20 protein-coding genes and 2 pseudogenes are annotated in these 25,584 nt (G+C 55.6%); 8 read left to right on the top strand and 14 right to left on the bottom strand.

Annotated elements, in window-relative coordinates:
- Positions 1 to 118: pseudogene (locus tag HK28_RS13750) on the top strand (IS5/IS1182 family transposase); the annotation flags it as partial.
- Here the strand turns inward: HK28_RS13750 and HK28_RS14485 are convergent.
- Positions 94 to 468: a transposase gene (locus tag HK28_RS14485; protein WP_086643854.1), complete on the bottom strand. Its 375-nt coding sequence runs from the start codon at positions 466 to 468 to the stop codon at positions 94 to 96. The pseudogene HK28_RS13750 and the gene HK28_RS14485 sit on opposite strands and share 25 nt — an antisense overlap.
- A gap of 449 nt (positions 469 to 917) precedes the next feature.
- Between HK28_RS14485 and HK28_RS06815 the strand changes: the two genes are divergently transcribed.
- The 3 genes from HK28_RS06815 to HK28_RS06825 are packed head-to-tail and all read left to right on the top strand — an operon-like array spanning position 918 to position 5,838.
- A complete protein-coding gene (locus tag HK28_RS06815) occupies positions 918 to 2,909 on the top strand; it encodes an ATP-dependent endonuclease (protein ID WP_086643855.1) in 1,992 nt (663 codons plus the stop codon).
- On the top strand, positions 2,906 to 4,636 hold the full coding sequence (locus HK28_RS06820; RefSeq protein ID WP_198945826.1) for a UvrD-helicase domain-containing protein: 1,731 nt from the start codon (positions 2,906 to 2,908) through the stop codon (positions 4,634 to 4,636). The genes HK28_RS06815 and HK28_RS06820 overlap by 4 nt, the downstream gene beginning before the upstream one ends.
- The gene (locus tag HK28_RS06825) at positions 4,633 to 5,838 is read left to right on the top strand and encodes a restriction endonuclease (RefSeq protein ID WP_086643856.1); all 1,206 of its coding nucleotides are present in this window, start codon (positions 4,633 to 4,635) and stop codon (positions 5,836 to 5,838) included. Before HK28_RS06820 ends, HK28_RS06825 begins: the two co-directional genes overlap by 4 nt.
- Before the next feature lie 317 nt (positions 5,839 to 6,155).
- Here HK28_RS06825 and HK28_RS06830 read toward each other — a convergent pair.
- From HK28_RS06830 to HK28_RS06865, 8 genes and pseudogenes are all read right to left on the bottom strand, one after another.
- A protein-coding gene (locus tag HK28_RS06830; RefSeq protein ID WP_143217350.1) for an IS3 family transposase occupies positions 6,156 to 7,267 on the bottom strand; the annotation gives its coding sequence in 2 pieces (ribosomal slippage) (positions 6,156 to 7,015 and positions 7,015 to 7,267; 1,113 coding nt in all).
- Positions 7,268 to 7,670: 403 nt separating this feature from the next.
- Positions 7,671 to 8,354: an HNH endonuclease signature motif containing protein gene (locus HK28_RS06835; protein WP_143217351.1), complete on the bottom strand. Its 684-nt coding sequence runs from the start codon at positions 8,352 to 8,354 to the stop codon at positions 7,671 to 7,673.
- Positions 8,355 to 8,798: 444 nt separating this feature from the next.
- Positions 8,799 to 9,488 (bottom strand): annotated as a pseudogene (locus HK28_RS06840) (transposase); the annotation flags it as partial.
- 84 nt (positions 9,489 to 9,572) lie between these two features.
- Entirely contained in the window at positions 9,573 to 10,253 is a 681-nt protein-coding gene (locus HK28_RS06845; RefSeq protein ID WP_086643858.1) for an HAD-IA family hydrolase, read from the bottom strand.
- Between the two features lie 696 nt (positions 10,254 to 10,949).
- Complete coding sequence (locus HK28_RS06850; RefSeq protein ID WP_086643859.1) at positions 10,950 to 13,388, bottom strand: TonB-dependent siderophore receptor; 2,439 nt, start codon at positions 13,386 to 13,388, stop codon at positions 10,950 to 10,952.
- A gap of 983 nt (positions 13,389 to 14,371) precedes the next feature.
- Positions 14,372 to 15,661, bottom strand: a complete 1,290-nt coding sequence (locus HK28_RS06855; protein WP_086643860.1) for an MFS transporter — start codon at positions 15,659 to 15,661, stop codon at positions 14,372 to 14,374.
- Positions 15,662 to 15,791: 130 nt separating this feature from the next.
- Entirely contained in the window at positions 15,792 to 16,538 is a 747-nt protein-coding gene (locus HK28_RS06860; protein WP_086643861.1) for an SDR family oxidoreductase, read from the bottom strand.
- Positions 16,539 to 16,844: 306 nt separating this feature from the next.
- A complete protein-coding gene (locus tag HK28_RS06865; protein WP_086643862.1) occupies positions 16,845 to 17,621 on the bottom strand; it encodes a GntR family transcriptional regulator in 777 nt (258 codons plus the stop codon).
- A 296-nt stretch (positions 17,622 to 17,917) separates the two neighbouring features.
- Between HK28_RS06865 and HK28_RS06870 the strand changes: the two genes are divergently transcribed.
- The 4 genes from HK28_RS06870 to HK28_RS06885 all read left to right on the top strand — a co-directional run bounded on the left by HK28_RS06870 (position 17,918) and on the right by HK28_RS06885 (position 21,445).
- The gene (locus HK28_RS06870; RefSeq protein WP_198945827.1) at positions 17,918 to 18,835 is read left to right on the top strand and encodes an SIS domain-containing protein; all 918 of its coding nucleotides are present in this window, start codon (positions 17,918 to 17,920) and stop codon (positions 18,833 to 18,835) included.
- 157 nt (positions 18,836 to 18,992) lie between these two features.
- The gene (locus HK28_RS06875; protein ID WP_086643864.1) at positions 18,993 to 19,853 is read left to right on the top strand and encodes a PfkB family carbohydrate kinase; all 861 of its coding nucleotides are present in this window, start codon (positions 18,993 to 18,995) and stop codon (positions 19,851 to 19,853) included.
- Positions 19,854 to 20,055: 202 nt separating this feature from the next.
- Positions 20,056 to 20,316, top strand: a complete 261-nt coding sequence (locus HK28_RS06880; protein WP_086643865.1) for a helix-turn-helix domain-containing protein — start codon at positions 20,056 to 20,058, stop codon at positions 20,314 to 20,316.
- A 172-nt stretch (positions 20,317 to 20,488) separates the two neighbouring features.
- The gene (locus tag HK28_RS06885) at positions 20,489 to 21,445 is read left to right on the top strand and encodes a LysR family transcriptional regulator (RefSeq protein ID WP_158093414.1); all 957 of its coding nucleotides are present in this window, start codon (positions 20,489 to 20,491) and stop codon (positions 21,443 to 21,445) included.
- A gap of 12 nt (positions 21,446 to 21,457) precedes the next feature.
- Here the strand turns inward: HK28_RS06885 and HK28_RS06890 are convergent, their stop codons facing one another.
- From HK28_RS06890 to HK28_RS06910, 5 genes are all read right to left on the bottom strand, one after another.
- Positions 21,458 to 21,697: a DUF2274 domain-containing protein gene (locus HK28_RS06890; protein ID WP_086643867.1), complete on the bottom strand. Its 240-nt coding sequence runs from the start codon at positions 21,695 to 21,697 to the stop codon at positions 21,458 to 21,460.
- A complete protein-coding gene (locus HK28_RS06895) occupies positions 21,687 to 22,865 on the bottom strand; it encodes a TrbI/VirB10 family protein (protein WP_086643868.1) in 1,179 nt (392 codons plus the stop codon). The genes HK28_RS06890 and HK28_RS06895 overlap by 11 nt, the downstream gene beginning before the upstream one ends.
- Positions 22,862 to 23,863: a P-type conjugative transfer protein TrbG gene (trbG, locus tag HK28_RS06900; protein WP_086643869.1), complete on the bottom strand. Its 1,002-nt coding sequence runs from the start codon at positions 23,861 to 23,863 to the stop codon at positions 22,862 to 22,864. The genes HK28_RS06895 and trbG overlap by 4 nt, the downstream gene beginning before the upstream one ends.
- Entirely contained in the window at positions 23,860 to 24,543 is a 684-nt protein-coding gene (gene trbF, locus HK28_RS06905; RefSeq protein WP_086643872.1) for a conjugal transfer protein TrbF, read from the bottom strand. Before trbF ends, trbG begins: the two co-directional genes overlap by 4 nt.
- The coding region (locus HK28_RS06910; RefSeq protein WP_086643870.1) for a type IV secretion system protein at positions 24,543 to 25,584 on the bottom strand (1,042 nt) is incomplete at its 5' end. The genes HK28_RS06910 and trbF, both read right to left, overlap by 1 nt.

Here is a 25,584-nt window from a genome sequence, read left to right on the forward strand (position 1 = left end):
CTGGCATCTGTATAAAAAGCGCCATCTGATCGAAAACATGTTCGCAAAACTGAAGGACTGGCGACGTGTTGCAACCAGATACGATCGCTGCGCTCACACTTTCATGTCCGCTATCTGACGAAGTCTATAGCGTGTCAGACGTTTCAGAAGACTGAGCTGCAGGTTTTGCTGGCGATTGAGCAGGGCTGTCCCGTCACGGATCAGATTTCGTCGTGCAGCTGCCAGTTCCTGGAGCGCAGACTGTTGCTCGTTGCAGATATCAGACGTCCTGGGTTCGAGAAGTGCCCCCATCCTGGCCAGCATCACGGCATCTACCTGATCCGTTTTTGCAAGCTTTCCGGTTGCTTCAGCAAACTTTCTTGCGTGCCACGGATTGATCCGTGAGAATGGGATGCCGGCCTTAGTTGACGATGGAAAGGGCCGGTCGCCTCGAAGACAACATGTACAGCACGTTGCCTGCCAATCCACCGTAGAAGCGTTCTGAGGCCTTTCGTATCGTTGGAAGTCTGGATCAGGTCACCAGATGGATATTGAGCGGCATCAAGATGATCCTTGGAAACGTCAATGCCAACAACAACGGCATTACTCTCCAGCTTTGCGCATGTCTGTGCCATTTCCCATTGTCCTATGCTTGTCATCCGGGATTTTCTCCCAGGTATCCGTTCAGGCCCGAGGAAAAGAAGAGGCGGTCATACTCATTCGCGGCCCATCATGGCCTGTCCTGACCCGACCCGCTCTCTCCATCAGTGAGGAGGTGGCCACCTCCTGACTGCTGCCTTTATCGCACATACAGCGACCCGGATTTCATAAGACAAGTCCTGAGCCTAAAGCCGCTTCTATGAGTGGTCAATGATGACCCCAAGGCGACATTGCAATGCCACGGTTCCGATGAAATAATCCTAGCATAGGGAGATGCCATGTTTCTGAAAACGATCACGCTAAAGAATTTTCGGTCGTTTGATGCGGGCGAAGTTGAACTACAGAAGGACTTGACGGTCTTTGTTGGCGAGAACAATGGCGGCAAAAGCAACGCGATCGACGCTATCCGACTCATTACTCAGCCTATGGGCGGTCGACGTGAAATCTATTGCGAGCCAACAGATGTACGCTTTCAGAGCTCAAGTGTCGGATTTGAGCTCGAAGCTGTCTTTAATGATCTAACCGTCGGCCAACAGGGCCGACTAATCTCGGCGAGTACAGATGCAACTCTATCCGAGGCACGGTTCGGGCTTCGCTATAGCGGTGGAATTGGTTCCCGGCCAAATCTCTGGGCTGGGAAACCCGGAAATTTGCCGGAGCCGGGCTGTCATGACATGGTACGGCACGTCTATTTGCCACCGCTTCGCGACGCGAAGCGTGCCTTGGCGTCTGGCAACCCAACTCGTATCATGGCACTACTGAATCACTTCCTAGGGGAGACCTCGGCGGCAGATTTGGCAAGCGATCTGGCGCGTAAGACCGATCACACAGTGCTCAATAAGGTGGACGAGGCCGTGGGCAAAGGCCTTACGGCTCTCACTGCTGGTGTTCGCCCGCAGGCGGCGGCGCTGGGGTTTGCAACCCACGAAGCCTTGATCGACATCGCACGTGATCTACGGTTCAAGCTGGCAGATCATGGCATTCATCCCGAAGACTTGCGCTATTCAGGCCACGGATACGCGAACCTCCTCTTTATGGCGACGATAGCCGTAGAGTTAGAGAAAGTGCGCAATGCCGATCTCACTCTATTCCTTGTCGAAGAACCAGAGGCGCATCTGCATCCCCAATTGCAAGCAGCGGTCCTTGCCTTCCTTAAAGATCAGGCCACACAGTCTAATGTAGACACACAAACGACTGGGCCGGCTGGACAGATTCAGATCGTAGTTGCCAGCCACTCGCCCAATCTATCGGCTTGGGTAGGCTGCAAACAACTCGTCGTTTTCAAGTCGGTCGTCCCGCAACCTTCGGCGACGAAAGAAGATCCGGAGGGAGCCAACCCCTCCGCAGCAGCCGATGCCGCAGTGATCGAAACCGGTATCGCCGAAGGCAAGTGTGACCCGGATGCCCCCGTCGACGGTTTCGTCGCCACCGTGGCGGCTGCAGCTTTACGACGCTCAACTCGCTGTATTCCGCTGGCACAGATCGCGTTGCAAGACTTCGAACGACGTAAAATTGACCGCTATCTTGACGTCACTAAGGCGGCCTTGCTGTTCGGCGGAAGAGTACTCCTCTTGGAGGGCATCGCTGAAACCTTGCTGCTGCCAGTAATCGCCGAACATCATACACTTAAGAACGAGCCCGAAAAACTTCGGCTCTTCCGATCGGCAGTGTTTGTGCCGATCGACGGCGTTGATTTCACGCCCTACGTCAATCTCCTAACAAGCGCCGTCAATGAGGCACGGATCGCCGAACGCGTTGTAGTTATGACAGATGGCGATCACGGGGTCGGCCAAGGTGGTGGTGATGAAGACGACGAAGGCGACGACTGTGAAAGCGAAGACGGGAAAGTGGAGACAGATATTGACACCGCTGACGCGGAAGACGATGTCGCCGCGAAGCCGAAAGATGAAATCCTGATTCCTGGAGAGCGACGCAAACGCGCCTTAGACAAACTGGCGGTGACGAATAGGGCATCCGCTTTCTTGGAAGTGATCACGTCCCGCTACTCGCTGGAAAGTGAGCTGTTAGAGGCTGGCAACGATGCCATCCTACGTGCGGCCTATCTCAAGCTCCACCCCCGGTCGAAAAAGAAATGGGACAAGGCAGCCGCACTGTCGGGCGATGAGCGAGCTGAGGAAATTCAAGAAATATTCAAGAGCGCTCGCAAGGGTGACTTTGCTCAGGTCCTTGCGGACTTGATCGAGAAAAAAGAGCATCCTTTTGTCGTTCCTACCTACATTGAAAAGGCCATCCGTGGGGTAGTGGTGTGATTGCTACAGTATACCAGCCGACACCCGAACAAGAGGCAATCATCAGCCATGACGGTCATGCCTTCGTCCGCGCCTGTCCCGGCGCGGGAAAGACGCGCACGATGGTTGAACGCGCCCGTCATATCCTCGCAACACCGTCGGACCGGCGCGGCGTCGCCTTCCTATCCTTCACAAACGCTGCGGTCGAAGAGCTTGAGGCCCGATTGCGCCACTTAGGCATCCTTCCGTCTCCGCTCTTTCCTAACTTTATTGGCACATTTGATCGTTTTCTTTGGCAGTTTCTTATCTCGCCATTCGGTGCCGAGGGATGCGACCAAGCGCTGAGGCTCGTTCCCGACAAATCCGAGTGGGAAGTTAAACCCTTTAATGGTGCTCAACCTCTGAAGCTGAAACATTTTGACAGAACGACAGGGACTTTCCTTCCCGCCAAGGCAACGAACACAGGCTTCGCACCTAAGAACGGTCCCGGCGCTTGGGAAGCCCTGGCGCGTAAGCTGATTGCCCGAGCGCTATCGAACGGACTCCTCGACTTCGAGGATGTGCGCAACTGTGTCGCCAATCGCCTTGCCGATCTGATCTTTTCGAAACGCTTGGGCGCGGCGCTGTCAGGCCGATTTCAGGAGATAGTAGTCGACGAGGCGCAGGACTGCAATCCGGCCGATCTGAAGATCATTGATTGGCTACGAGAGGCGGGCATCAAAGTCAAAATTGTCTGCGATCCGAACCAAGCGATCTACGCCTTTCGTGGCGGTCTGACGGACGAACTTCTGGAGTTTGCGGACACGTTCGATAGCGCCGATCAGTTACGTATGAGCGGCAACTTTCGCTCATCGCCGGCGATCTGCGCAGCCATCTCTCAACTGCGCCCACCGGCTTCGCGCGGTGCCGTCGATATCCCTATCGGACGCTTCAAGAATGAGACCACGCCCGTCTATATCTTGGCTTATGGAGGCGCGCGTGTTCCCGCAACGATCGGTACGCAGTTTCAGACCTTTGCGGCGAGCCTAGGCATTCCGCTAGGACAGGCGCCTGTCCTAGCGGCTACCTGGGCCAGCGCAAAGAACGCGGTTGGTTCTGTCATGCCCGACGCCGGCAATGACAAGACGCTGCTCTTGGCTGAGGCCGTGATGGGGTTCCACTTAGCCTTCACTGCCGGCAATCGTCGTGAGGCATTGGTTCGCTTGCATAAAGCCGTACTGCTTGTACGGGGGGCGATTCCGGGCGTGGGTGCCTATGCAACCCATCTAACCACTCACGGTCTGCACGACGGACGCTGGCGTCCCGAAATTATCGCCGTGGGTCAAGCCCTAAAGGTCTTGGCGGGAGAGACAGCAGACCATTGGCTACAGCGGGCACGCAGACTACTCGCTGTAAACCTCGTAGGGACCTCCACTATTGGTCAGCGATTGCGGTCGAACAGCCAGCTTGCCGCTATATTGGCAGAAGTGTCGCCGACGACGTTACCCGCTAAAGCGATCCACGCCGTAAAAGGTCTTGAATTCCCAGCCGTCTGCGTGGTCCTTACCACCAGCACGGCGGGCGACATCCTCGATGTCCTGCACGGCAGGACCTCCAGCGCCAAGCAGGTCGAGGAAGCGCGAAAAATCTATGTCGCTGCGTCGCGCGCCGAGCGGTTGTTGGCGATCGCTGCGCCAAGGAGCCGTGTTATTGCGCTGAAAGCGGTATTAGATGCAGGCGGGCATCCCTGCCCGATCGTGACGTTATGACCACGGCGGCGCCAGCGGTTAAACGTTGGACGGATACCGAACTCGAGCAGAAGATCCGCGTGCTCGAACAAACGATCAAGCAGTGGGCAGTCGAGCGTGACCTGTGGTTCGACTGCGGCTTCAGGAACTATCTGGCCCACAACGGCGGCGAGCCGGGCAGTCCACCGGTCGTAACCCTGCTCTACCTCGGCGGCGAACTTTATGGAGTTCTGAGCGGAGAAGATGCAGAAGGCCATGAATCAGCCTTCAGCAACCTCATTGATAGCCTAGGCTACGAATACGAGAACAATGACGGATCGACGGTCTACTTCTATCCAACCGATCCCGAACTTCGATCTGCCTTCGAAGACTACTTTCATTGGCAATGGGTCTGTAGCCTGATAACCGAGGACACCGCCGACGTCTATCACGAACTCTATGAACAGTTCTCTAAACAACCCGAGCGCCTCCAGCATCTCGATTGGCGCGAGTTTGAGATACTGCTTTTCCGCTTGTTTCAGAATCAAGGCTTCGAGGCCTTACTCGGGCCGGGAAAAGGCGATGAAGGCATAGACCTACGTCTTGTACAGCGCTCGCCCCTCGGAGATGTTCTAACCTTCGTCCAGGCGAAACGGTATAGGGGGGATCGTCCGATCAAACTGCCTGAGGTGCAGGCGCTCTACGGTGCCGCCCAACTTGATCAAGCTGACAAAGCGCTATTCGTGACAACCTCCAATTACGCGCCGGCGCCGCGGCGCTGGGCAGCACGAACAGACGGCTTCATGCAACTGGCTGCCGCCAAGGAAGTGTTACAATGGTGCGCCACCGCAAAAGCCGGCGTAATCGCCGACCGAGCCTCGCTAGTGGCTCGCGATCGTGTCATACAGTTGATCTACGCTGCGGCTCGAGGAGAGAGAGGCTTGATTGTCCACTCCTCAGGCGGCTGGAACATCACCGATAACTGGTTCGCTTTAGTGCTGAAGGAGACTAAGCACGCTGCACTGCTCATGGGCCTACGCGCAGCTGTATTCACGCATGACGGCCACGGCCAAGTAGGAAGTCACGTTCCAGACCTCGATCCAACCACCATTGATCTCTTTCAATCGGAAAATGTCTGGCGCGCAAAGCGATCGATCAACGATGGTCGAATCCACTACTGGGACGGCTATCATCTCTACAGTGCCTGGAATAGTCATCCCTGTTACTTCAATTTTATGGATTGAACTAAAGAGATAGCTCTAAGCGTGCAATCACGCAGGCATTGCGTTATGCCCATCCAGCAGTCATACGGTTCCGGCATCGAAACTGGCATAAAGTCGGCTATTGCCTTGAACGTCGAGCCAAGATTTTCGCGCCTTTCCTGATCGGAATATCAATCGTCTTCCTCATCAAGGTTATTTTCACCATCCCAATGATTCCGCCAGTGGATTGGGGGGAGTCCGGTCGACCCTCTTTTTAGGCTGAGCGATCAGCAGAGGGCTCGCCGTTACATCGACAATCTTGTCTGCGGCCTGACCCTGCCCCGAACATGCCCACGGATTTAAGTTAGGGTCTGTGCGTTGCTATATGCCTTGGTGGCGTGTTGAGCGAAAGCCTCTGGGGGCATGCCATTGAGGCTGGTGTGAGGCCTGACGGCGTTGTAGTCGGCCCGCCAGTCCTCGATGACCGTCCGAGCGTGGGCGATGTTACGGAGCAGATGCTCATTGAGGCATTCATCGCGGAACCGGCCGTTGAAGCTCTCGACGAACCCGTTCTGCTGCGGCTTGCCCGGTGCGATATAGTGCCACAGCACCGATCGCTTCTGCTGCCAGGCCAGGATCGCGTTCGACGTCATCTCGGTGCCATTGTCGCTAACGATCATCAGCGGCCAGCCGCGATGCTCGCCGATCCGGTCGAGTTCACGACCGAGGCGTTCGCCTGACAACGAGGTGTCCGCCACCAGCGCCAGACATTCGCGCGTGTAGTCGTCCACCACCGTCAGCACCCGGAAGCGCCGTCCGTTGTTCAATGCATCCGAGACGAAATCCAGGCTCCAGCGCTGGTTCGGCGCGTCGGGCAGCATCATCGGCGAGCGTGTGCCCATCGCCCGTTTCCGGCCGCCACGCTTGCGGACCGACAGCCCTTCCTCGTGATACAGCCGGAACAGCTTCTTGTGGTTCTTCGCCATTCCTTCCCGGCCGAGCAGGATATGCAGTCGCCGGTAGCCAAATCGCCGTCGCTCCTGAGCCAGTTCGCGCAGCCGCCCGCGCGCTGCGGCATCATCCGGGCGGCGTGACGCATAGCGCCAGGTCTTCGGGTCCATGCCGATCAGCCGGCTGGCCCGTCGCTGCGAATACTCTTTCTCCCGGATCGCCCAGGTTACGGCTTCCCGCCGCAAACCGGGCGTCACGAGTTTTTTGCCAGTAGTTCCTTCAGCGTCGAGACGTCCATCACGCTCTCCGCCAGAAGCCGCTTCAGCTTCGCGTTCTCTTCTTCAAGAGCCTTGAGCCGCCGCGCTTCCGACACCTCCATCCCGCCGTATTTCGACCGCCAGGTGTAGAAGGTCGCGTCACTGATCCCGTGCTTGCGGCACAGATCCGCAGCCGTAGCGCCCGCCTGATGCTCTTTCAGGATCCCGATAATCTGGTCCTGCGTAAATCGCGCTTTCTTCATTGTCTGTCTCCAGTGGACAGACCTTACTTCAATGCGAGGGCATTTCAGGGGGCAAGGTCAGGCCTTCTCAACAGTTCGAACGAAGCAATAGACGATGTAATTATTCAGCCGCCCCTGTCGAGAGATGGCTGACGTAGATTGTAAATAGTTTGGGTCACCATCCCATCGGATACGAACTTTTTTAGTTTGGTGAGTGAACACGATAGGCGGTGATGACACGGTTATGGGCATCTTGGGACGCTTACTCCGTACACCGCCAATAAAATAGGCGTATTCACCTTCAAGTGGCTTCAATCGTCGAATTCCGCTTCGCGCTGCTTCGGACAAATCTTCAAATCTTATATGTTGTGAGAGTTTCTCTAAAAGCTGACGATAATGCTCCGATTCTGAACTGTTTATGTAGTCAAATTAGGTAGCCTCCATTTGACAAATTTTTCCGGACATAAGCTTCATCAAAGCGACCATTCTGAGCTAAAATTCGTATACTCTTCAGATAGGATGCAATGGTTGTGTCGGGTATTTTCCCGAATCTGCTGCCACACATCTCTTCGATGCGCGTCACATTCACATAATCGATTGCTTCATTGACAACGTTGATCGCTCTTGCCGCGACCTGCGCATTTGTCAGCTCGACCTGTTTCTCCCAGCTAGTCTTCGCTTTATGAATCTGCTCTTCCGTCAGGCTCATGCTGAGCCCTCCGCTCGTATGAGCACGATCGTGATCATTGGGACAAAGGACGGCTAAATTTTGATAGCGATTGTTCTGCCCAACCTCGTAAGGCTGAATGTGATGGACGATGATGCCTCCACCCTTAGTGCCCTTGCAAACGCAGCAGGTGTGGTTGTTTCGATCAAGTAATAGATCAAGCGTACTGCCATCGATGGGTTGCCGAGCAATACATCGCTTCACCTCTTTAGCCTCTGGCATTGTAAGTCCGAACTTCGTCCGCAGATCTACGAGCGATAGCTGTCGAATCTTGGACGCTGTTAGACCGGCCTTCACAGCTTTATCAGCTATCGCTTCCGATATGCCATATTGAATGAGTCGATCTTTGGTCTGCATGGAAAGACGATACAGAAAAGCCAACCCACCGCAACCTTCCCTGGTTGTGCTGACGGGATTGTCGGCTCGACACGTTTGCGGGCCTCGTCGAGCGCCGGCGTGCTTTCGAACCAGCTCTCGACCATATCCGCGATGTCGTCCCGATAGCCCTTGCCCCGCCCATAGCGCGCGTCAAGGTCCGACCAGAACTCGATCGAGCCATCGAGAGAGGGCTTGAAGGCGTTAGACTGTCCTCGACCTGCGACGCGCGGATCGTATAGCCATGCTCGACCGATTCCGGCAGCTCACCGGAATCGTCGATGACCTTCATCGCCTGATTGCCTTGCGGTAGCACCAGAAGCACGATCCTGTGCTGCTCAATCGCGTCAGAGCCCAGTCCCACGATGCGCTTCATCAGCTTCATCGGGTCCGCGCCAGGCGCGTCGTTGAAAGCGCAGCACAGCACCGTCAACTTACGCGGATCGTTGGTATCCGGCGTGGCTCCCTGTTTTCAGGAAGTGGCCGGAAATCATATGGCCTGCGGGCGCGAGGCCGTCCGATGGCGACCAGCGGATCGATGCCTTTTTTCCGCAGGTCCCGGACCGCCTGCCCGCTGGCGTAACCGGTGTCGGCGAGCACTGTCTTTGGGAGACCGATCGTGTTTTCCATCGACAGCACGGTGCCGGCAAAGGAGGGCGCGTCCGCTGACGTGGCGACAACGTCGGTTGTCACGATCAGCTGACTTCCTTCGGCGCAGACCGCGGCCCGGGCCTTGTAAGCCTGCCGGAACTCATGGGCGTCCGAACGCCGCATGAGGCGGCCGTCGGGATCGGTCAGACTGATCTGCCGGTCGGGTGGTGGTTCATCATCAGGCGGTTTGGGCGCCCGGCCGCGACGCCCTGTTGTTGCGTCATACACCGCCTTCTTTTTCCCGTATGCCGGGCGCGCCGCCTCGGCCTGCGCCTTCGCATCGGCTTCCAGCCGCGCGCAGGCTTCGTCCAGCTTCGCTTTAAGTGTTTCCCGTCGGGCAAGCTCTTCCGGCAATGCCTGCGGATCGCTGTCTGTGGCATCTGCGTGCTCCGCCTGCTCCCTCAGTTTCGCGATATCAGCCGCCAGCTGTTCGCGCAGCGCCCTGATCCGGTCGTAGCGCAGGGGACGGTATTTCGAAGCGTCGACGTCATGCTCAATCTCGATGCGCCAGGGTCAGCAATCATAGCCAGAACATAACGGTGGCTGGGCGGTAGCTGGCGGGGAAGAAGACGATCAGGCATCCGTAATAGCGTGTTTCAACAGTGTTAACCTTCCATCTCTAAATTTATCAACAGAAAGTTTCTCGTAATCGTGTATACTCACCAAATTATTATCCAACGTATTCTTATGTGTATACGAAACAATAACTACTTCAGAACCGGCCGCTCGTGCGGCCCGTATGCCTGCATATGCGTCTTCAAAAACACAACAGTTCGCAGCTTCAAAACCAAGCTCATTGGCGCCGAGAATAAAACAATCGGGTACGGGCTTTCCTCTCTCGACGTCTTCAGCGGTAATGAGAACGCGTGGGACAGGGATGTGTGCAACCCGAAGTCGATGTAATGCCAATGTCCTTGGCGCTGATGTCACAATGCACCACCGGTCTTCCGGCAAACTATTAAGAAACCTAATGACGCCAGGCACTGCATCGACACCGTCAACATCTTCAATTTCTTGATCATTGATCCATTTTGCTTCTGCCTCCGGATCAATACCCACCAAGTTCTGTGCCCGAACGGTCTCAACTGCGCGAACGCCATGCATCATCTTCAACATGCGCTTCACATCGACACCATGTTTTGCCCCCCACGCGCTCCAAACTCGCTCCGCAGCAACAATTGAGGTTAGGACTGTGCCATCCATATCAAAAAGAAGCGCGTCAAAATATTTACCGGGAAATAACTCTTTACTCATACGGCACCTTCGTCCCAACCAGCACATCATCACTGAATCGAAGCATTTTTCTGAACCATTTCCGTTTTATTTAGAGGATTTTCTTAAAAAAATATGAAAAGAATAATTTCTCCCTAAATAACCCAACTTTCTCCGAATAAGAATCTCAGCGTGGACCATTACAATGCTCCCATCTTGATCATGTTTCACCTGACCCAAACTGACCTATGAGCTTCGAGAAATCCATTTTTCTCTAGCCTCTTGTGTAATAGTTACAACATGGCGTAAATCACGAGCGGCACAAAATGTTGTATCTGCTGCGGCATATTTTGACACGCACCAGGTCTCTAGCCGGTTGCCCATTATCCGAAGTCCATCACGGCGGATTTTATTCCGTTTCTCATCAAAACGTTCCCCAACCCGTCGACGTCATAGATGGGGTGGCCGGCGTTAATTATACTCTATGAGAATTCTGGAGCAGCCGACGAAATTACCAATCACAGCCGTCAGTTATGAAGAGATTGAGTATAACCTCATGTTTATCTGCGATCGCTTACAACTGGATATTCATGCCTCCTTGATTACCTTCAGTCCGCGACCCGTATCCCAAGCTTACCACCCTTGGCCGAGCCTTTACCCAGCGTCTTAAGACAATCCCTGAACAAACTGCAGCCCCTTTTACCGTAAATCCGTTACTACAACCGATATCAGTCACCATTACGGCATACGATAATTGATCTGCAGATAGTAATATCCACCATTAAATCCGATCTGCTGCACATCATAGTTGTAGCGGCTCGTACCAAGATAATTTGTTTCATAAGGAACTCGTCTCTGTTTCGCGTTGAACAGATTGTTCGCCCCGAGCGCGACACGCCAGGACGGCGTGACTTGGTACGAAACGAGCAGGTTTGTTTGCTCCTTTGGACGGTTGTTGAACGGCAGATAAACCGAATTCGAATACGCGTAAGGACCCGTCACATACTGTTGCTGCGACGTAACTTTTCCATACCGAATTTCGTGTATCCCAACCGACCATTTACCTTTTTGCCACGTAAGGCCGATGATTTCCTTGTTTCGTGGAGTATAACTATCCAGATACCCTCGATAAAGGGCGTTCAAAAGCGGGTTTCCGTTCTGATCGTTTGCAACCGAAGTAATAGTCGTCCTATTTAAATTGATTGCTGCATCCCACGTTACCGTGCCAAATTCTCCAAACGGCGTAACATAATTACCAGAAATATCAATTCCACGGGTCCGCGTGTTCGCGGTATTAGCAAAATATTGTGCCGTTACGTCATCCGGAATCAACCCACTCGGCAACCCGAACCCACCCGCATCAAGTGCGTCGATCGCCTGCTGACCGTTATAGACACCGCCAAGCGTGATACGATGATGGAGAGATATCTGATAAGCGTCGATTGTGATATGCATCCGCTCGATCGGATTCAGCACAATCCCCGCAGAATAATTCATCGACGTCTCAGGCCGCAGCCGCTTCGAGCCGAGCAGGATAGCTGATTCGGAATCTCCGGCAAGAATACCCGAAGCGCCGGTCGGTGAGACAGCCAGATTGGCATAGTGCTCTTCCGCAAGCGTTGGCGCCCGGAAGCCATTCGCAACTGTTCCACGCAAGGCGAACCATTTATTCACATCGTATCGCGTAGATGCCTTTCCGGTTTCTGTATTTCCGGCATCTGTATAGTGCTCGATACGACCTGCCAGATCGAACTGCCATCCTTTGAGCAGCTCGGTGGATAAATTCAGATAACCCGCCGTGACATCACGGTTGCTCTTCGACGCTGACGACGGATTTAGACCCGTAGAGGCTGCGGATCCACCTCCGTAATAAGATGCTGGTTCGCCAGCCCCAACCTGATAGGTGTCATAACGATACTGCGCACCGAGCGAAAAATTCAATGGCCCCGCCAGTACTGGAACATCAAATCCTCTTCGGATACCGGCATCTGTGGTCCATTGAGTGTCATTGAATGACATCAGCGAAAATCGTGTCGGCGTGTGTCCTGTCGCAGCATAGAGATCGGGATTGGCTGATTCAAACAATCCAACATCGGCAACGTTGCCACCATAAGTCGTACTCACGTCCCAGTCCCAGCCGAAATGCGTTCCCTTCAATCCAGCTGTGAAGCTGTAATCGTTCTGGTCCATTGTCAGCTGTGGGGAAAAGCCCGTGGGATAGACTTCCGGCAAAACGCTCGGCAGGCGGTAATTCTGAAAGCTCTCTGAGTTGACATGACCAAAAGTTGCAAAAGAATAGAGCTGGATGTTGTCCGTAATGTCATACCCCATGTTATAGGAAATAGTCTCTCGGTTCTGCTGAGCATTTCCGAGAAAAAGATTGGTATGTTCACCGGTACGGTTATCAATACCTCCGCGGTCGGTATGATCCATGTGTTTGTATTCGGCACTTAGATCAAAGAAACCCCGCCCTCCCAAACTCGTGCCCCAGTTCAGGGATTCACCCGAAGTGAAGCCGTCGCCAGCGTAATATCCACCGTTGATTGCCTGCATGGTCAGTTCACGACTAGAATGCTTAAGGATGATATTCACAACGCCGGCAATCGCGTCTGAACCATACTGCGCCGCGGCCCCGTCCTGAAGAATCTCCACGTGATCAACTGCAGAAACAGGTATCATGTCGATATCTACGGGTACTGCTCCTTGCTGCGGACCCGAGGCATCCGTAATGACTGATGAGGCATGGCGCCGCTTTCCGTTTACCAAAACAAGCGTCTGGTTTGGCGTCAAGCCTCGGAGCTGAATTGCATCTGTGAGGTTGCCGGTACCAACGTTCATGGAGGAGCGTGTCATTGACGGCGCCATCTGGATCAGCGCATCTCGCAGATCGGCTTGCCCAGTTTGCTGCAACTGCTTCGCTGAAAGAACAACAACCGGGCTCACACTATTTCGAGCAGTCTGATGAGGGTCGCGCGTACCGGTTACAATGACCTGCTCCTCCTCTCCAGCAGGCTGACGTCGCAACTTACTAGCGGATAGCACGCTCTGTTTCGTGGACACACTGTACGAATTTCCACTAGTTGAAGAAATCTTCTTTCTATTCTCTATTACCTGCGAAGGCGCTGCCAAAGCCGACGAAACGACTGCGGGAGAAAGAAGTGGCATCAACAGCAACATCTGTCTCCACCCAACCTTTCTACGACATGAAGGTGAGGACTTACAGATTATCGAACGCATACTTTCTCTCCGGCAGAGGATAACACGACGGTCCACGGCAGTCGCTTCAAAATAGCTTTTGAATCTATCGTAACGATGTCAATACGAAACGTGTTTGAGGTTGATGCCGACGTCAACTCATTTTCGCGAAATGGTTCGAGAATTCCACCATATGGAACGAATACGGATAACTGCTTCATTTATCCAACGTTTTAACAGACGTTTTTAAACGTGACGGAACGAACAAGACGTCCAGCACAGTCACTCAGAGAGGCGTGACGCACCGTCCATGTTCAGAGAAGTCGCAGGATAAGTCGTGCGAGAACCTGATATCCGTCGTACACCTCTGAGCAATGTTGGCGCAGGTTGATTGAGGACGAATCTCCAGCCGAATCGAGAAATTACACTACTAAAACAGCACACTTTTGTAGGACTGCCCCTGCTCGATCGGCTACGCCCAGTGGGAAGACAAGGCAGACGGAAGTGGTATTATATATGCTATCCGGCTTGCGAGAGCCTCATTTCGTGACTGTAGCGAAGGAGTTTGGAACGCAGTCCAAAGAGCCGGGCACAAGCATAATACAGCGTGGCTGATACTGAGTGGCGGGAATTGCAGCACGTGAATTACGGAATTCAACTATACCGCCTCGGAAAATCTGTGAAATTTTCTAGCAGTTTTAACACTATGATATAATAAAAGTGATTCAGACTTTATAACATCGTATCTTTGAAAATTGCGGATATCAGCAATAAGTGAAGACAATACGTGTCATAAGCCCATGACGAAGGGAGCTACCCGGCTGTCGCCTTGGGTCTATGTCTGCGACTTACTATTGGACCGAAACGCCCTTGTTTCGAATACGTGACTTATTTACAATCGCAAAACTGTATTCGTTTCGCAGTCAGGTTCTTACAAATGACATGCATGCATTTACCATGTGCCTCTACACAAGATTCCTCCGAAGAGTTTCGGGTGCCCAGATCTGACAGATGATTGCTGCTAACACGGAGAGTGCCATACACGCCCCAAGCGAGGCATAGATCCCGTAGAGATCGACCACGACAGGGAGCAGGAAGGTGCTGATTGCTGAACCAATACGACTACATGCGATTTCGAAACCTACACCGCGCGCCCGCAACTCGGTCGGAAAAAGTTCCGGCGGGTATACAAATTGAAGAATGCCGGCACCGGCCATAACGAAGCCGAGGACCGCAAAGACGAGCACGGTGACGTAAGAGGGAGCTGTTCGCCAGACGATAAGGAACCCAAGTAAAGCGGCAGTGAGGAGAAAGCCCTGGACAAGAAATGTGCGCCGAGGAAGACGGTCAATTACATACCAACCTGCCACTGCACCGATCATCATCAGAACATTATAGATAATCGACCCGAAGTAGATATCTTTCACCCCGAGATGAGACAATATAATTGGCAAAAAGGTCCCCAACGCAAAAAAAGGGACGACCTGAGATGTATGAAAAAAACATCCCACAACAAGGTTTTTTAGGAGTGGCTGCTTGAAGAGATTACCGTATCCCACCAACTTCGCGCTATGCGGTGAAACCGCTACGGGCAACCCAACATTTTGGCCAATACACTTGACGACGATCGCCTGCGCTTCGTCTCCTCGTCCCCTCCGTGCAAGCCATTGAGGAGATTCCGGTATGCCATAGCGAAGCGCAAACGTTGCAAGCGCTGGGAGAGCAGAGCTCAAGAGCGCCATCCGCCACGCATCCCCGGCTCCGGCCTGAATAAAATAACCTGCAAGGAACGAGCATAGGTAGCCGGCAGCCCATGCGATACCCATTATGCTCAGAAGGGGACCTCGCCTTGAGGCGGACGCATATTCTGTGACCATCGCCTTGCAAGAGACATAGTCGGCACCAAGTGCCACACCGAGGAGAAAGCGCCATACAAAAAGTTCATATGCTGAACTAGAAAAATATTGCAGGGCAGCGATAAGTGTAAAAATCAACATCCCCCATGTGAACACTGGGCGTCGTCCGAAACGGTCCGACAATGACCCTGAGACGAGGCTACCGAGGAAGAGCCCGAATAGGGAGGCTGCACCTATCGCACCAAACCACCAACTGGTGAGTCCAAGAGGTTGTTTTGCCAGATCCAGCGCGATGGCAATAATGCCAAGCGAATAACCGTCCGAAAATTGCCCGCCCGCGGCACTAATGGCTACGCGCCGTTGAAATTGAGTTGATGGCGCATTCTCGAACGGGATCATTGGCTATTCTCTAGCGTCTCGGACATTCTGTCGATCAGCAGCGCAGGGGCGGGATGTATCTGGATATTCTCGATGTCTCCATCGACGTCCGTTAACAATATCCCTGCACTACCGCTTGATACCGTGCCTCTTAGATGCCTGGCTTCAAGTAGCTGGGCTTGGGCTTTGGTTTCATGGCCTGTGGAACCAGGCTAACTTCATCTATGTAAACGCGGGCAGGCCGGGTCACGATGAAAGATATGTATTCAGCGATGTCCTGGGGCTGCAGCAGGTGAGATTCGTCGTCGACATGATTTTCCGCACGCTGCTGGGTGGCAGCCGCCCCGGGGCAAACAGCTGTTGCCTTCACATTGAATTCAAGGCCTTCTGCATCGGTCACCTGTGTAAACCCAAGCGTTCCGAACTTCGACGCGACATAGGCCCCAAATTTGGCAGAACCAGCCTTCCCTGCCCGTGAGACGACGTTGACAATATGGCCTTCTTTGCGATCGCACATATGCTGGAAGAAAGCCTGCGTGCAAAGGAAGGTGCCCCGCAGATTGATGGCCATCATCCAGTCCCAGTCTTTCTCCTTAATGTTCGGAATTGCATTGTGAATGGCGACGCCACCATTATTGACGAGGATCTCAACCGACCCGAAGCGCTCAATTGCAGCTTTCGCCATCGCCTCAATCTGCGTCTTATACTGAATATCAGTCTGCACCGGCAGCGCTTGCCGTCCGAGCGCTCTGATTTCGGCGGCAACACTCTCGATCTGGTCGAGCTCAGGCGCCGCCAAAACGATATTTGCGCCTTCCTTGGCCAGCTCAAGGGCGGTCGCACGTCCGATACCCCGTCCAGCACCCGTTATAACTGCAGTCTTACCTTCGAGTCTCATCTGTCAGTGCCTCTTTAAGATCACGCACCGAATAGAAACCAACGCTGCGACCTTGGATGGCGTGCATGAGTTATGAGCTCATGCAGGCACCGAACAGCGGAGGGGAATCATCTTACCAAGAAGGAGTCCCTTCAGAGCTCTGATCCAGCCACCATTCATCGCAGATGGGCAACCAATTCGATTGGGGAACTATGGATCTGGAGTGTACCAAAGGCAAGAAGATTCTAAATTATCCCGATATTGGTATATTCCGATATTCGACGAGCCGGCCGCGTTTCGCTAATCGCTGGCTTGAGAATCAAAAGATCACGCGTTTGGACCCGCCGTCATGTCAGTCCGCGAGGTTCTGAAAACGACCAAACCCGGATGGTTGACCGACCGCGTAAACTCAATGGGCCGACCGTTCTTGTCAGTGGCACGCAGCTCAAGCAATAAACATGGCGTGCCTGGCTCAAGGCCTAGCAACTGCCCTTCAAGCTCCGTGGAATTAGCAACACCAATTTTCCGTTCACCATAAATTTCTTCCACGCCGTAACGATCGTGGAGCAATTCATAGAGCGATCCACCATCCATAAGATCCTGAGCGGCCAAATCGGGCACCAGCGCAAGAGGCAAATGCGTCGTTTCGATGCAGACCGGTGTTTCATCCGCCGTCCACAGGCGACGCACCAAAACTATTTCAGCGCCTTCCTCAAGATCCAGGGATGCCGCAACCCTGGCAGAAGCACGCTTCTGTTCGAAGTGAAGCAGCTTGCTGTGTGCCGTCCCGCCACCAGCCTGGATAACGCGACGCATCCCTTGCATAAGCGAAACGCTGTCGACCGGCCGTGTGAGCCGAGGAATGGGGACACGAGTCCCACTCGTGCTGTTCCGTTCCAGTAATCCTTTAGCGACGAGGCCGTCGATTGCCTTCCGCACAGTCATGCGATTACGACCCAGCCTTTCGGCAAGGACACGTTCAGACGGAATGCGGTCGCCTGGACCGTAATCCGGCCCTGCCAGAAGTTCCTCCAGATAGAGTTGGATCTGCCTGTAAGCAGGCATTGCTTCATCCATCCATACGATATTCTCAGATTCGCTCAATCAGCTTCTCCTCAATCAGTCATGCTCGTCGGCATATATAGACCATACGGTATGAAGTCACCCGCACCTTCTGAGTTTCGCGGTTTAATTGGTTGACTCCAAATTTTCTATTGGTATATACCGAAACACGACCGGTTTCCGGTTTGGGTTGTTGGCAGCGTTTCGCGCCAACCCGTTGGCAGTTTCAGACCTATGCGTGCGCAACTCACTCACTAAATTGAGGAAACGAGATGACATCGAATCAAACTGACGCTCAAATTTCGACCGCATTGAGCGCCGTTGCCGCTCGGGATGCAGTGAGGGAGATTTTCTTCGTCGCGTGCGGCGGTTCGTATGCGCACATGCTTCCGAACCAGTACATCGTCGAAAGAGAAGCGGTCGCAATCGTCGGACATGCACTCAACGCCGCCGAATTCAAGGCCTGCGCACCAAAGCGTCTCGGCAAAAGCTCGATCGTAATCGCTTGTTCGCATTCCGGAACTACGCCAGAGACCGTCGAAGCGGTCAAGATCGCCCGCGCGGCCGGTGCCCTTACCATCTCTCTCACCCATGATCTTGGCAGTCCGCTCGACGAAGCGTCCGAATATACGGTCTCCTATGTGCATTCACCCCAGACCATGTCGCCCGTGCACTCCGCTGCAGTTCTGACGCGGCTTACATTCGGCATCCTCGAAGCACGTGAGGGTAACAGCAAGGTGCCCGCGCTAACCGAGGCGCTGGCAAAGCTGCCTGCGCTCGTCGACAAGATCGCGCAGGACCGCAAGACGGACATCGCTGCATTTGCTGAGGCTCACAAGCGCGCACCGCTCATCTATACGATGGCTTCAGGTGCGAATTACGGCGTCGCCTATTCTTTTGCCATTTGCATCCTCCAGGAAATGCAGTGGATCAACTCGGCCGCTATCCACGCAGGCGAATATTTCCACGGCCCCTTCGAAATTACGGACTTCGACGTGCCGTTCATCCAGCTTATCGGGCTTGGACCGTCACGAACGATGGATGAACGCGCGCTGGCATTCGCCAAAAAGTACAGCAAATGCATGACCGTCTTGGACGCTCAGGAACTGGGGCTTGCCGCACTTCCTGATTCCGTATCCGAGTATCTTACGCCCTTGGTCTTTTCACCCTTCCTGCGCATCTATGCCGAAAAACTGGGGGCCTCGCGGGGTCACCCTCTCACGGTTCGCCGGTATATGTGGCAGATGGAATACTGATTTCTGGAGGCAGGGCAGGCAAACAACCTTTGTCTGCCCTGCGCCTACAATCGGTTTCGATATAATATGCGTATCAATGCACTCTGAAGGTTGAGAGTCTCAAAGACATCCTAAGTACGGCGAGCGCAACGACCTTAAAGCCCGGAATTTGCAAACAATGTCTTCGGTTACTGAACTGACACCCGGACTCATCGGCATAGGCGATAATGTCGTTGATTATTACGTAGATCAAGACATCTATTATCCTGGTGGAAACGCATTAAACGTCGCAATTCTCGCGCGGCGAGCGGGTCTGGCCAACAGCGCCTACATCGGCATTGTGGGTAATGACGAGGAAGGTGCCCACGTCCGAGCCTGTCTCTTGGCCGAGGGCCTGTCCGACGCGCTTCTGCGGGTCGCCCACGGCGATACCGGAAAGGCCGAGGTAACTCTGGTTAATGGCGACCGGGTGTTCGTCAGATCCAACAAAGGCGGAGTTCGCAAGCGTGTAATGCTTCGCATGGATCAGGAGGATCTGGATCTAATCGCGCGTATGGGGCATGTGCACTCATCGTGCTTTAGCTATATTGAGCCGGAGTTGCCCAGTATCCGGACGGTTGCGCAAGGACTCACATTTGATTTTTCTACCGGTCGAGACGCAGAATATCTGGGAGCTATCTGCCCACTTCTGACGGTCGCGTTTCTGTCCGCCTCGGATTTGTCCGACGATGAGACCGATGCTTTGATCACCCAGATCCATTCCATGGGAGCCCCCATGGTCTGCGTTACGCAAGGCGAACGCGGAGCCGCTTTTAGCACCGGAACAAAGATAATTCGCCAAGGCATTGTCAAGGCAAACCTTGTCGACACTATGGGTGCTGGCGATGCATTCATTGCAGCCTTTCTTGCATCGCGGATCGAAGGCGCATCCATAGAAGATGCGCTGCCGCAGGCTGCAGCCTTCGCCGCAAAGGCCTGCGGTTGGGCTGGGGCGTTTGAGCATCCTCACCCTGGTGGAGAGAGACGACTGCGCATCTGAATAAGAGCAAAACTACACCCGGAGGTACGCTCAAATAGGGAGATGACCAAGTCGGCTGAAGATCACCGATCAAGAGAAATGCTTTTTCGTCCGATGATGTCTGATCGCCTGTAGCGCCAAGGCTGGGGCAGGAGCCAGCGATTATTTGGCTCTGGTAATTAGCGACAGTGAACACGGTAGTGTGTGAGTTGGAGAACTTCGTATGGTAGAAGTCGAAAAAAACGCGAATAATCCAATAAGCGCTGTACGTAAAGCAGCGCGATTGCTGACTGTCCTATCAGAAGCTGGATCCGCCGGACTGGAATTACGTGAATTGTCCCAACGATGTATGCTGCCGAAGGCAACAGCCCATCGCTTGTTGGCCGTATTGCTGGATGAACAGCTGCTTCAGCGCGTTCCGCAAACTCGCCGCTATCGTCATGCCCATGTCCAGTTTGACAATATTCAATCCGCTCCGCGGTGAGCGCTTGAATGGCAGAGTGAGTGGGGACCCATCGTAAGCCTTCGGTCGCTCTCTCCTTGCTACAAATCACTAAGGGAATCTACTGCTTCCCCGTGCATGAACATCCACATAGCGATCGCTGACAATGACCCGCATGAATAAATCACCAAAGCGGTTCAAACGTGAGCCATCCATGTTTCAAGACCAGACTAACTTTCGCCGCTTCCTCGTTTCTGGGCGAATTTCGCTCATCACGCTTGCGGAAGCCTTGACTGTCGCTGAATTGGGTAGTTTTCGTGAAGCAGCTTCGGCTCTGAATGTGATGCCTTCTACGGTCAGCACCCGGATCAGCAGACTGGAGGACACACTTGGCTATCGTCTGTTCGACCGGCAGCGCGGCGTCCGCCCAACGCTCCAGGGCCATGTCTTTCTCGATTTCGCGGAACACGCACTGAGCCTGATCGCGCAGGCCGCGACAACGGGAGAAAACGTGCATCGCACGAATGTGCTGCATATTGCCCTTCAGTCCGCCACGACCTCCGGCCCCCAGGCACGGCTTATGGAACAATTCAGCCTGTCATGTCCGGACGTTTTCCTGATACCTGAGGAAATGTCGCCGCATGATCTCGCGGGCTGCCTTCGCAAGCGCAAGCTCGATATCGCTCTAACGCCATGGGCGCCTGACGAGCGGGGTATCATTCTGTCCCGCGCCCTATGGCATGAAGACATGATGGTGGCCCTGAGTGACCATGATGCGCTGGCTCATCGAGCGACCCTTACCCGTGAAGATGTTGCAGGCCGCACTTTCCTGGTACGAGCCGAAGGGATCGGACCATCTCTGATGGAACGCCTCCTCCCCTGGCTCACCGAAGGATCGTTGGCGCCAAGGGTAGAGGAACTGCGTGCCGGACGCGATACATTGTTGCTGTCGGTAGCGAGAAACCGGGCGCTGGCGCTTGTCATGCGGGGAACGCGCGATCTGCACGCTCCCGGAGTTGTTTTCCGTACGCTGCATGGTTGCCCGACGATTATCACGTTCCACGCTGCCTGGTCGCGTTACAACAACAGTCCGGCATTGCGAGCCTTTTTGAAGACTGTGAAGACCGTATTCGGGCCGGATAGCGGTTTCGTTCCGACTTTGGAACCGTAATGTCTGGTGCCTTCAGTCCTTCTGGCCGGATAGCACCTTCTTCTTCCGACGAAGGAACGCATGATCCTCGCCCATGAATCGGGCAATCATGTCGCCGGCGAGGTTCGCAAGAGGAATTTTCTCTTTTCCCGGTTCGGACATGAATACGGCATAGAGTTCGAGATCGCGCCACACATCCGCTGGCAACTGCATGGTCAGCCTGACAGGTCTGGCATCTGCCAAGCGTGTGATTTTCAGAGAGTCAGTGGCCATCGTCTTTTGCCCTGTAGGGTTTAAGCGGCAGGTCGCGTGACAGTATGATCGTGAACGGCAACCCCGGCCGATCGGTGAGCGTGGGCTGCACGTTGAGGCTGCGATCGATCAGCCGGTTGCCAACCATCGAGAAGCCATTGCTGGCCCCGCTGCGAATAGCCTGGGCCAGATTGTTCTCGCTCTGGCTGGTTCCGGCCTCGGAACCAACGCTCAGAAGCGTGGTCACGATGGCGGCCTTGAAGAGTTGCCCCCAGTGGTTGTTCACTTCATCGGACAGGCCGGACTGGCCGATGGCGTCGCCACCCGGCAGCTTCTCCAGCACCAGGCTGTCACCATTCGGGAAGATCAGCCGGGTCCAGATGATCTGGGTGCGCTGCTGCCCGAAAGAAATGCCGCTGTTATAGGCCCCGAACAGCAGGCTCCCCTGCGGGATCAGCAGGAAGCGGCCGGTGGGGCTGTCATAGACATTCTGGGTCACATGGCCGGTAATCTGGCCCGGCAGGTCGGAGCTGATTTTCGTGTTCAATGCGCCCACGATGACAGTACCGGCCTGAAGCACATAGGGCGAAACTGGCGGTATGATGCGATCCGGGCTCGTCGTCGCCCGGTCAGGCTGTCCCGCCAGAAAGGCGCGGTTGCCAGACTGTGCGTCGGTCGCAGGGGACGGATTTGCCTGGGAGGCAGACGCACCCGACGCGGGTGGCGTTGCCTGCTCGTTGCCCCGGTTCCGGTCTCCCGTCTGCACAAACAATTTGCTGGCGATCGCAGCCTCCACCTCCTGCGCGGCGCGGCGATCATCGCCACCGGACGCCCCCCTTCCCTGCTCCTGTGCTTTCAGAATGGTATGCCCCAGATCACCGGACAGCGCTGGTCCCAGCTTCGGCACACCGTTGCCGACATAATCGGACGGCAGGCCGGCCAGACCATCGGCGGACGGGCGGGCATCCGTATCCTGGCTGACAGCCGGGGGAGCCGTCTGACGGCTGCTTTCCAGCGCGTAGCCCAGAGCAAACGCCACCGCGATCATGGCGACACCTCCCAACGACCAGACCACGGTGCGTGACAGCCGCACTACACGCGGGCGTTCCGCCCGCAAACGCAGATCGGGCGGTGGGGATACGGCTGGTGCGGCAGAATTACCCTCGCCTGCTAAGGTCTCCCCACTCATGACTTCCTGCCATCAGTGCGCACGATCCGCACACGCTGCTCGGAGTGTTTATCCCCCAGCCGCAGCTCGGCAGCGGCAAACAGTCGGTCCACGATCATCCAGTTCTGCCGAACCCGGTAATTGACCAGTTCCGGGCCGCCATCGGCCCCCAGTACGAACAGCGGCGGCAGTTCCCCCTGCCCTATACCCGATGGGAAGGCGATATAGACCTTGTGACCATCATCGAACGCGCGGCTGGGAAGCCACGGTGGTGTCCCGCCTTTGACCGGCTGGATGGCGTAACGGAAATTCAGGGCATCGAGAGTGAGGCCCGTTTCAATGGGCGTTTCGTCATCGGCAGCGCTGTCCTGCCGATGCAGGGCGATCAGGTCATCTTCTGGATAGTCCCACGACACCGACGCCATGTAGGTAGTGGGCGTGGAGCGCAGTTCGGCCAGATAGGTGCGCCGGTCGGTGTTGACGATCAGATTGGTCGTCAGATCCGGGCGCGTGGGTTTGACCAGAATATGGATGCGTTTGGTCGCCCCTGCTCCGCTTTCGGTATCCCCGATAATCCAGCGTACCGTATCCCCGGCGGCGACCGGCCCCGTGCCCACCAGCTTTTCGCCCTGCTGGAGCATGATGTCGGTGATCTCGCCGGGCGAGGTGTAGACCTGATAGAGCGCGCCCGGACTGTAAGGATAGACCTGCACCGCATTGATGAACCCGGCCCGCGTAGGTTGAATGCGCGCCGCCAGATTGGCCTGGGTCACGCGCGCGGTGGGATCAGGAGCCTCCGCTGGTGGACGGATCACACGTCGCGACGGCAGCGGCTTGAGCTGCCCCGGCAAAGGAAGCGGTCTCGGGACTTCCACGACCTGCACCGGTTTCGGCGGATCGGGAAGTCTCGTTGCGCGTGCGGCATCGTCATAACGGATGACAGGTGGATGATACTGTCCCGCGCAGGCGGACAGGGCGAGCAGCACCACAGGAAACGCGCGCATAACCATACGGATCATTGGCCCAGCTCCTTCGACCAGTTGATGGCGGAGACGTAGATACCCAGCGGGTTTTTACGGAGATGATCGGCGTCGCGCGGCGTGCGCAGCACGATGGACACGATGGCCGTCCATCGCTCCGTGCCCACAAAAGCCCCATCGCGGTAATGCCGCTCGGTCCAGGCGACACGGAAACTGCCGGGCGAGGCGCGGATCACCGAGGCGATGTCCACCTCGACCTGCTCATGCCCGATACGTGAGAAGGGATCGTTGAGACGGGCATAATCGTTCAGCGCCACAGCACCGGACGTGGTGGTGAAATCGTAGGCCCGCAGCCAGTTGTGCCGAACCACCACGGCATCGGACGACAGAGCGCGGACATCACCAATGAACTGCGCCAGATACCACGTGATCTGCGGGTCGGCAGGCGTATAGCCCGCTGTCGCCGGAGCGACGACCTGCGCCTGCCCCAGCCGATCGACCTGCACGACCCACGGCACAATCGTGCCGCGCGCGGACTGCCAGATCAGTCCCGCGCCAAGTCCGGCGGACAGGACTAATGAGCTGAAGGCCATCAGCCGCCAGTTGCGGGCCTGGACGCGGGCGGAGCCGATGCGCTCGTCCCAGATCTGTGCTGCTTTCTGGTACGGGGTGACAGGCTCGGGCGTGGTCCCGTAGCGTGTGGTGGAGCGACGGAACATCATTCTTTCTCCGAGAGATCGATGGACGCCGACCCGCCCCCGCCATCGGCGGAGCGGATGACATGGGCGGCTTCAGCCGCATGGGCTGCGGCATTGCGACGTTTCATGTTCCGTGCCCAGCGCGGTGGCTCGCCGCCAGTTGTCGGACCGGAACTGCCACCGCCATCGGGACCAGACGGACCAGAGCCAGCAGGGCCGCTACCCGTGGGGTCACCACCACCACCGGATGAACTGCCGTCACCGCCATCGCCCGTTGGACTGTCGCCCCCCATCCCACGCGCAGCCCAGCGTCCGCCAGCGGCGTAGCTTTCCTTGAGAGATGAGCCTGCACGCGAGGCCGCCCCTTTGGCGGCATTCGCGATATTCCCGCCGACAGCCCGGCCCATACCTCCGATCCCGGCGGCCATGCTGCCCGCGCCACCAGAGGCGCCAGCCGCTCCGGCCGAATAGGCGGACGTGGCAGCCCCTGCGATCGCGGCTCCACCGCGTGCAGCAGCAGCGGTCGCGCCCAGTGCAGCCGCACCACCCGAGGCAACGGCTCCAACACCAGCCACCGCCGCCGCTCCCATGGCGCCCACCGCCATACCGGTACCGACAGCAGCCCCTGCCCCAAGCTGGGGCGCGCCAGAGATCAGCCCATTGGCGATGCTGCCGCCATAGATGGACAGGCCGACAATCGCGAGCGAGGCCAGCACCACCGATACAGACTGCCCGATCGTGGGAACATCGCTGCCGTAGGAGATGGTGAACTGTTTGAACAATACAGACGCGATGGCGGAGATCACCGCCAGCACCATGATCTTCACACCCGACGAGACGACATTGCCCAGCACCTTCTCCGCCAGAAAGGCGGTGCGATTGAACAGGGCAAACGGGATCAGTACGAAGCCCGCGAGTGATGTCAGCTTGAATTCGATCAGGGCGACAAAGAGCTGCACCGCCAGAATAAAGAACGCCGCCAGCACAATCAGCCAGGATAGGCAGAGCACAAAAATCTGGATGAAATTCGTAAAGAAGGCGACAGGACCAAGCAGATTGTGG

It is taken from the genome of Acetobacter sp. DsW_063 (assembly GCF_002153745.1).
In the GTDB taxonomy this organism is placed as follows: domain Bacteria; phylum Pseudomonadota; class Alphaproteobacteria; order Acetobacterales; family Acetobacteraceae; genus Acetobacter.

Coding starts and splice junctions, on each gene's coding strand:
- HK28_RS06815 (WP_086643855.1), top strand. CDS start 918: ATGTTTCTGAAAACGATCACGCTAAAGAATTTTCGGTCGTTTGATGCG.
- HK28_RS06825 (WP_086643856.1), top strand. CDS start 4,633: ATGACCACGGCGGCGCCAGCGGTTAAACGTTGGACGGATACCGAACTC.
- HK28_RS06845 (WP_086643858.1), bottom strand. CDS start 10,253: ATGAGTAAAGAGTTATTTCCCGGTAAATATTTTGACGCGCTTCTTTTT.
- HK28_RS06850 (WP_086643859.1), bottom strand. CDS start 13,388: ATGTTGCTGTTGATGCCACTTCTTTCTCCCGCAGTCGTTTCGTCGGCT.
- HK28_RS06855 (WP_086643860.1), bottom strand. CDS start 15,661: ATGATCCCGTTCGAGAATGCGCCATCAACTCAATTTCAACGGCGCGTA.
- HK28_RS06860 (WP_086643861.1), bottom strand. CDS start 16,538: ATGAGACTCGAAGGTAAGACTGCAGTTATAACGGGTGCTGGACGGGGT.
- HK28_RS06875 (WP_086643864.1), top strand. CDS start 18,993: ATGTCTTCGGTTACTGAACTGACACCCGGACTCATCGGCATAGGCGAT.
- HK28_RS06880 (WP_086643865.1), top strand. CDS start 20,056: ATGGTAGAAGTCGAAAAAAACGCGAATAATCCAATAAGCGCTGTACGT.
- HK28_RS06885 (WP_158093414.1), top strand. CDS start 20,489: ATGTTTCAAGACCAGACTAACTTTCGCCGCTTCCTCGTTTCTGGGCGA.
- HK28_RS06890 (WP_086643867.1), bottom strand. CDS start 21,697: ATGGCCACTGACTCTCTGAAAATCACACGCTTGGCAGATGCCAGACCT.
- HK28_RS06895 (WP_086643868.1), bottom strand. CDS start 22,865: ATGAGTGGGGAGACCTTAGCAGGCGAGGGTAATTCTGCCGCACCAGCC.
- trbG (WP_086643869.1), bottom strand. CDS start 23,863: ATGATCCGTATGGTTATGCGCGCGTTTCCTGTGGTGCTGCTCGCCCTG.
- trbF (WP_086643872.1), bottom strand. CDS start 24,543: ATGTTCCGTCGCTCCACCACACGCTACGGGACCACGCCCGAGCCTGTC.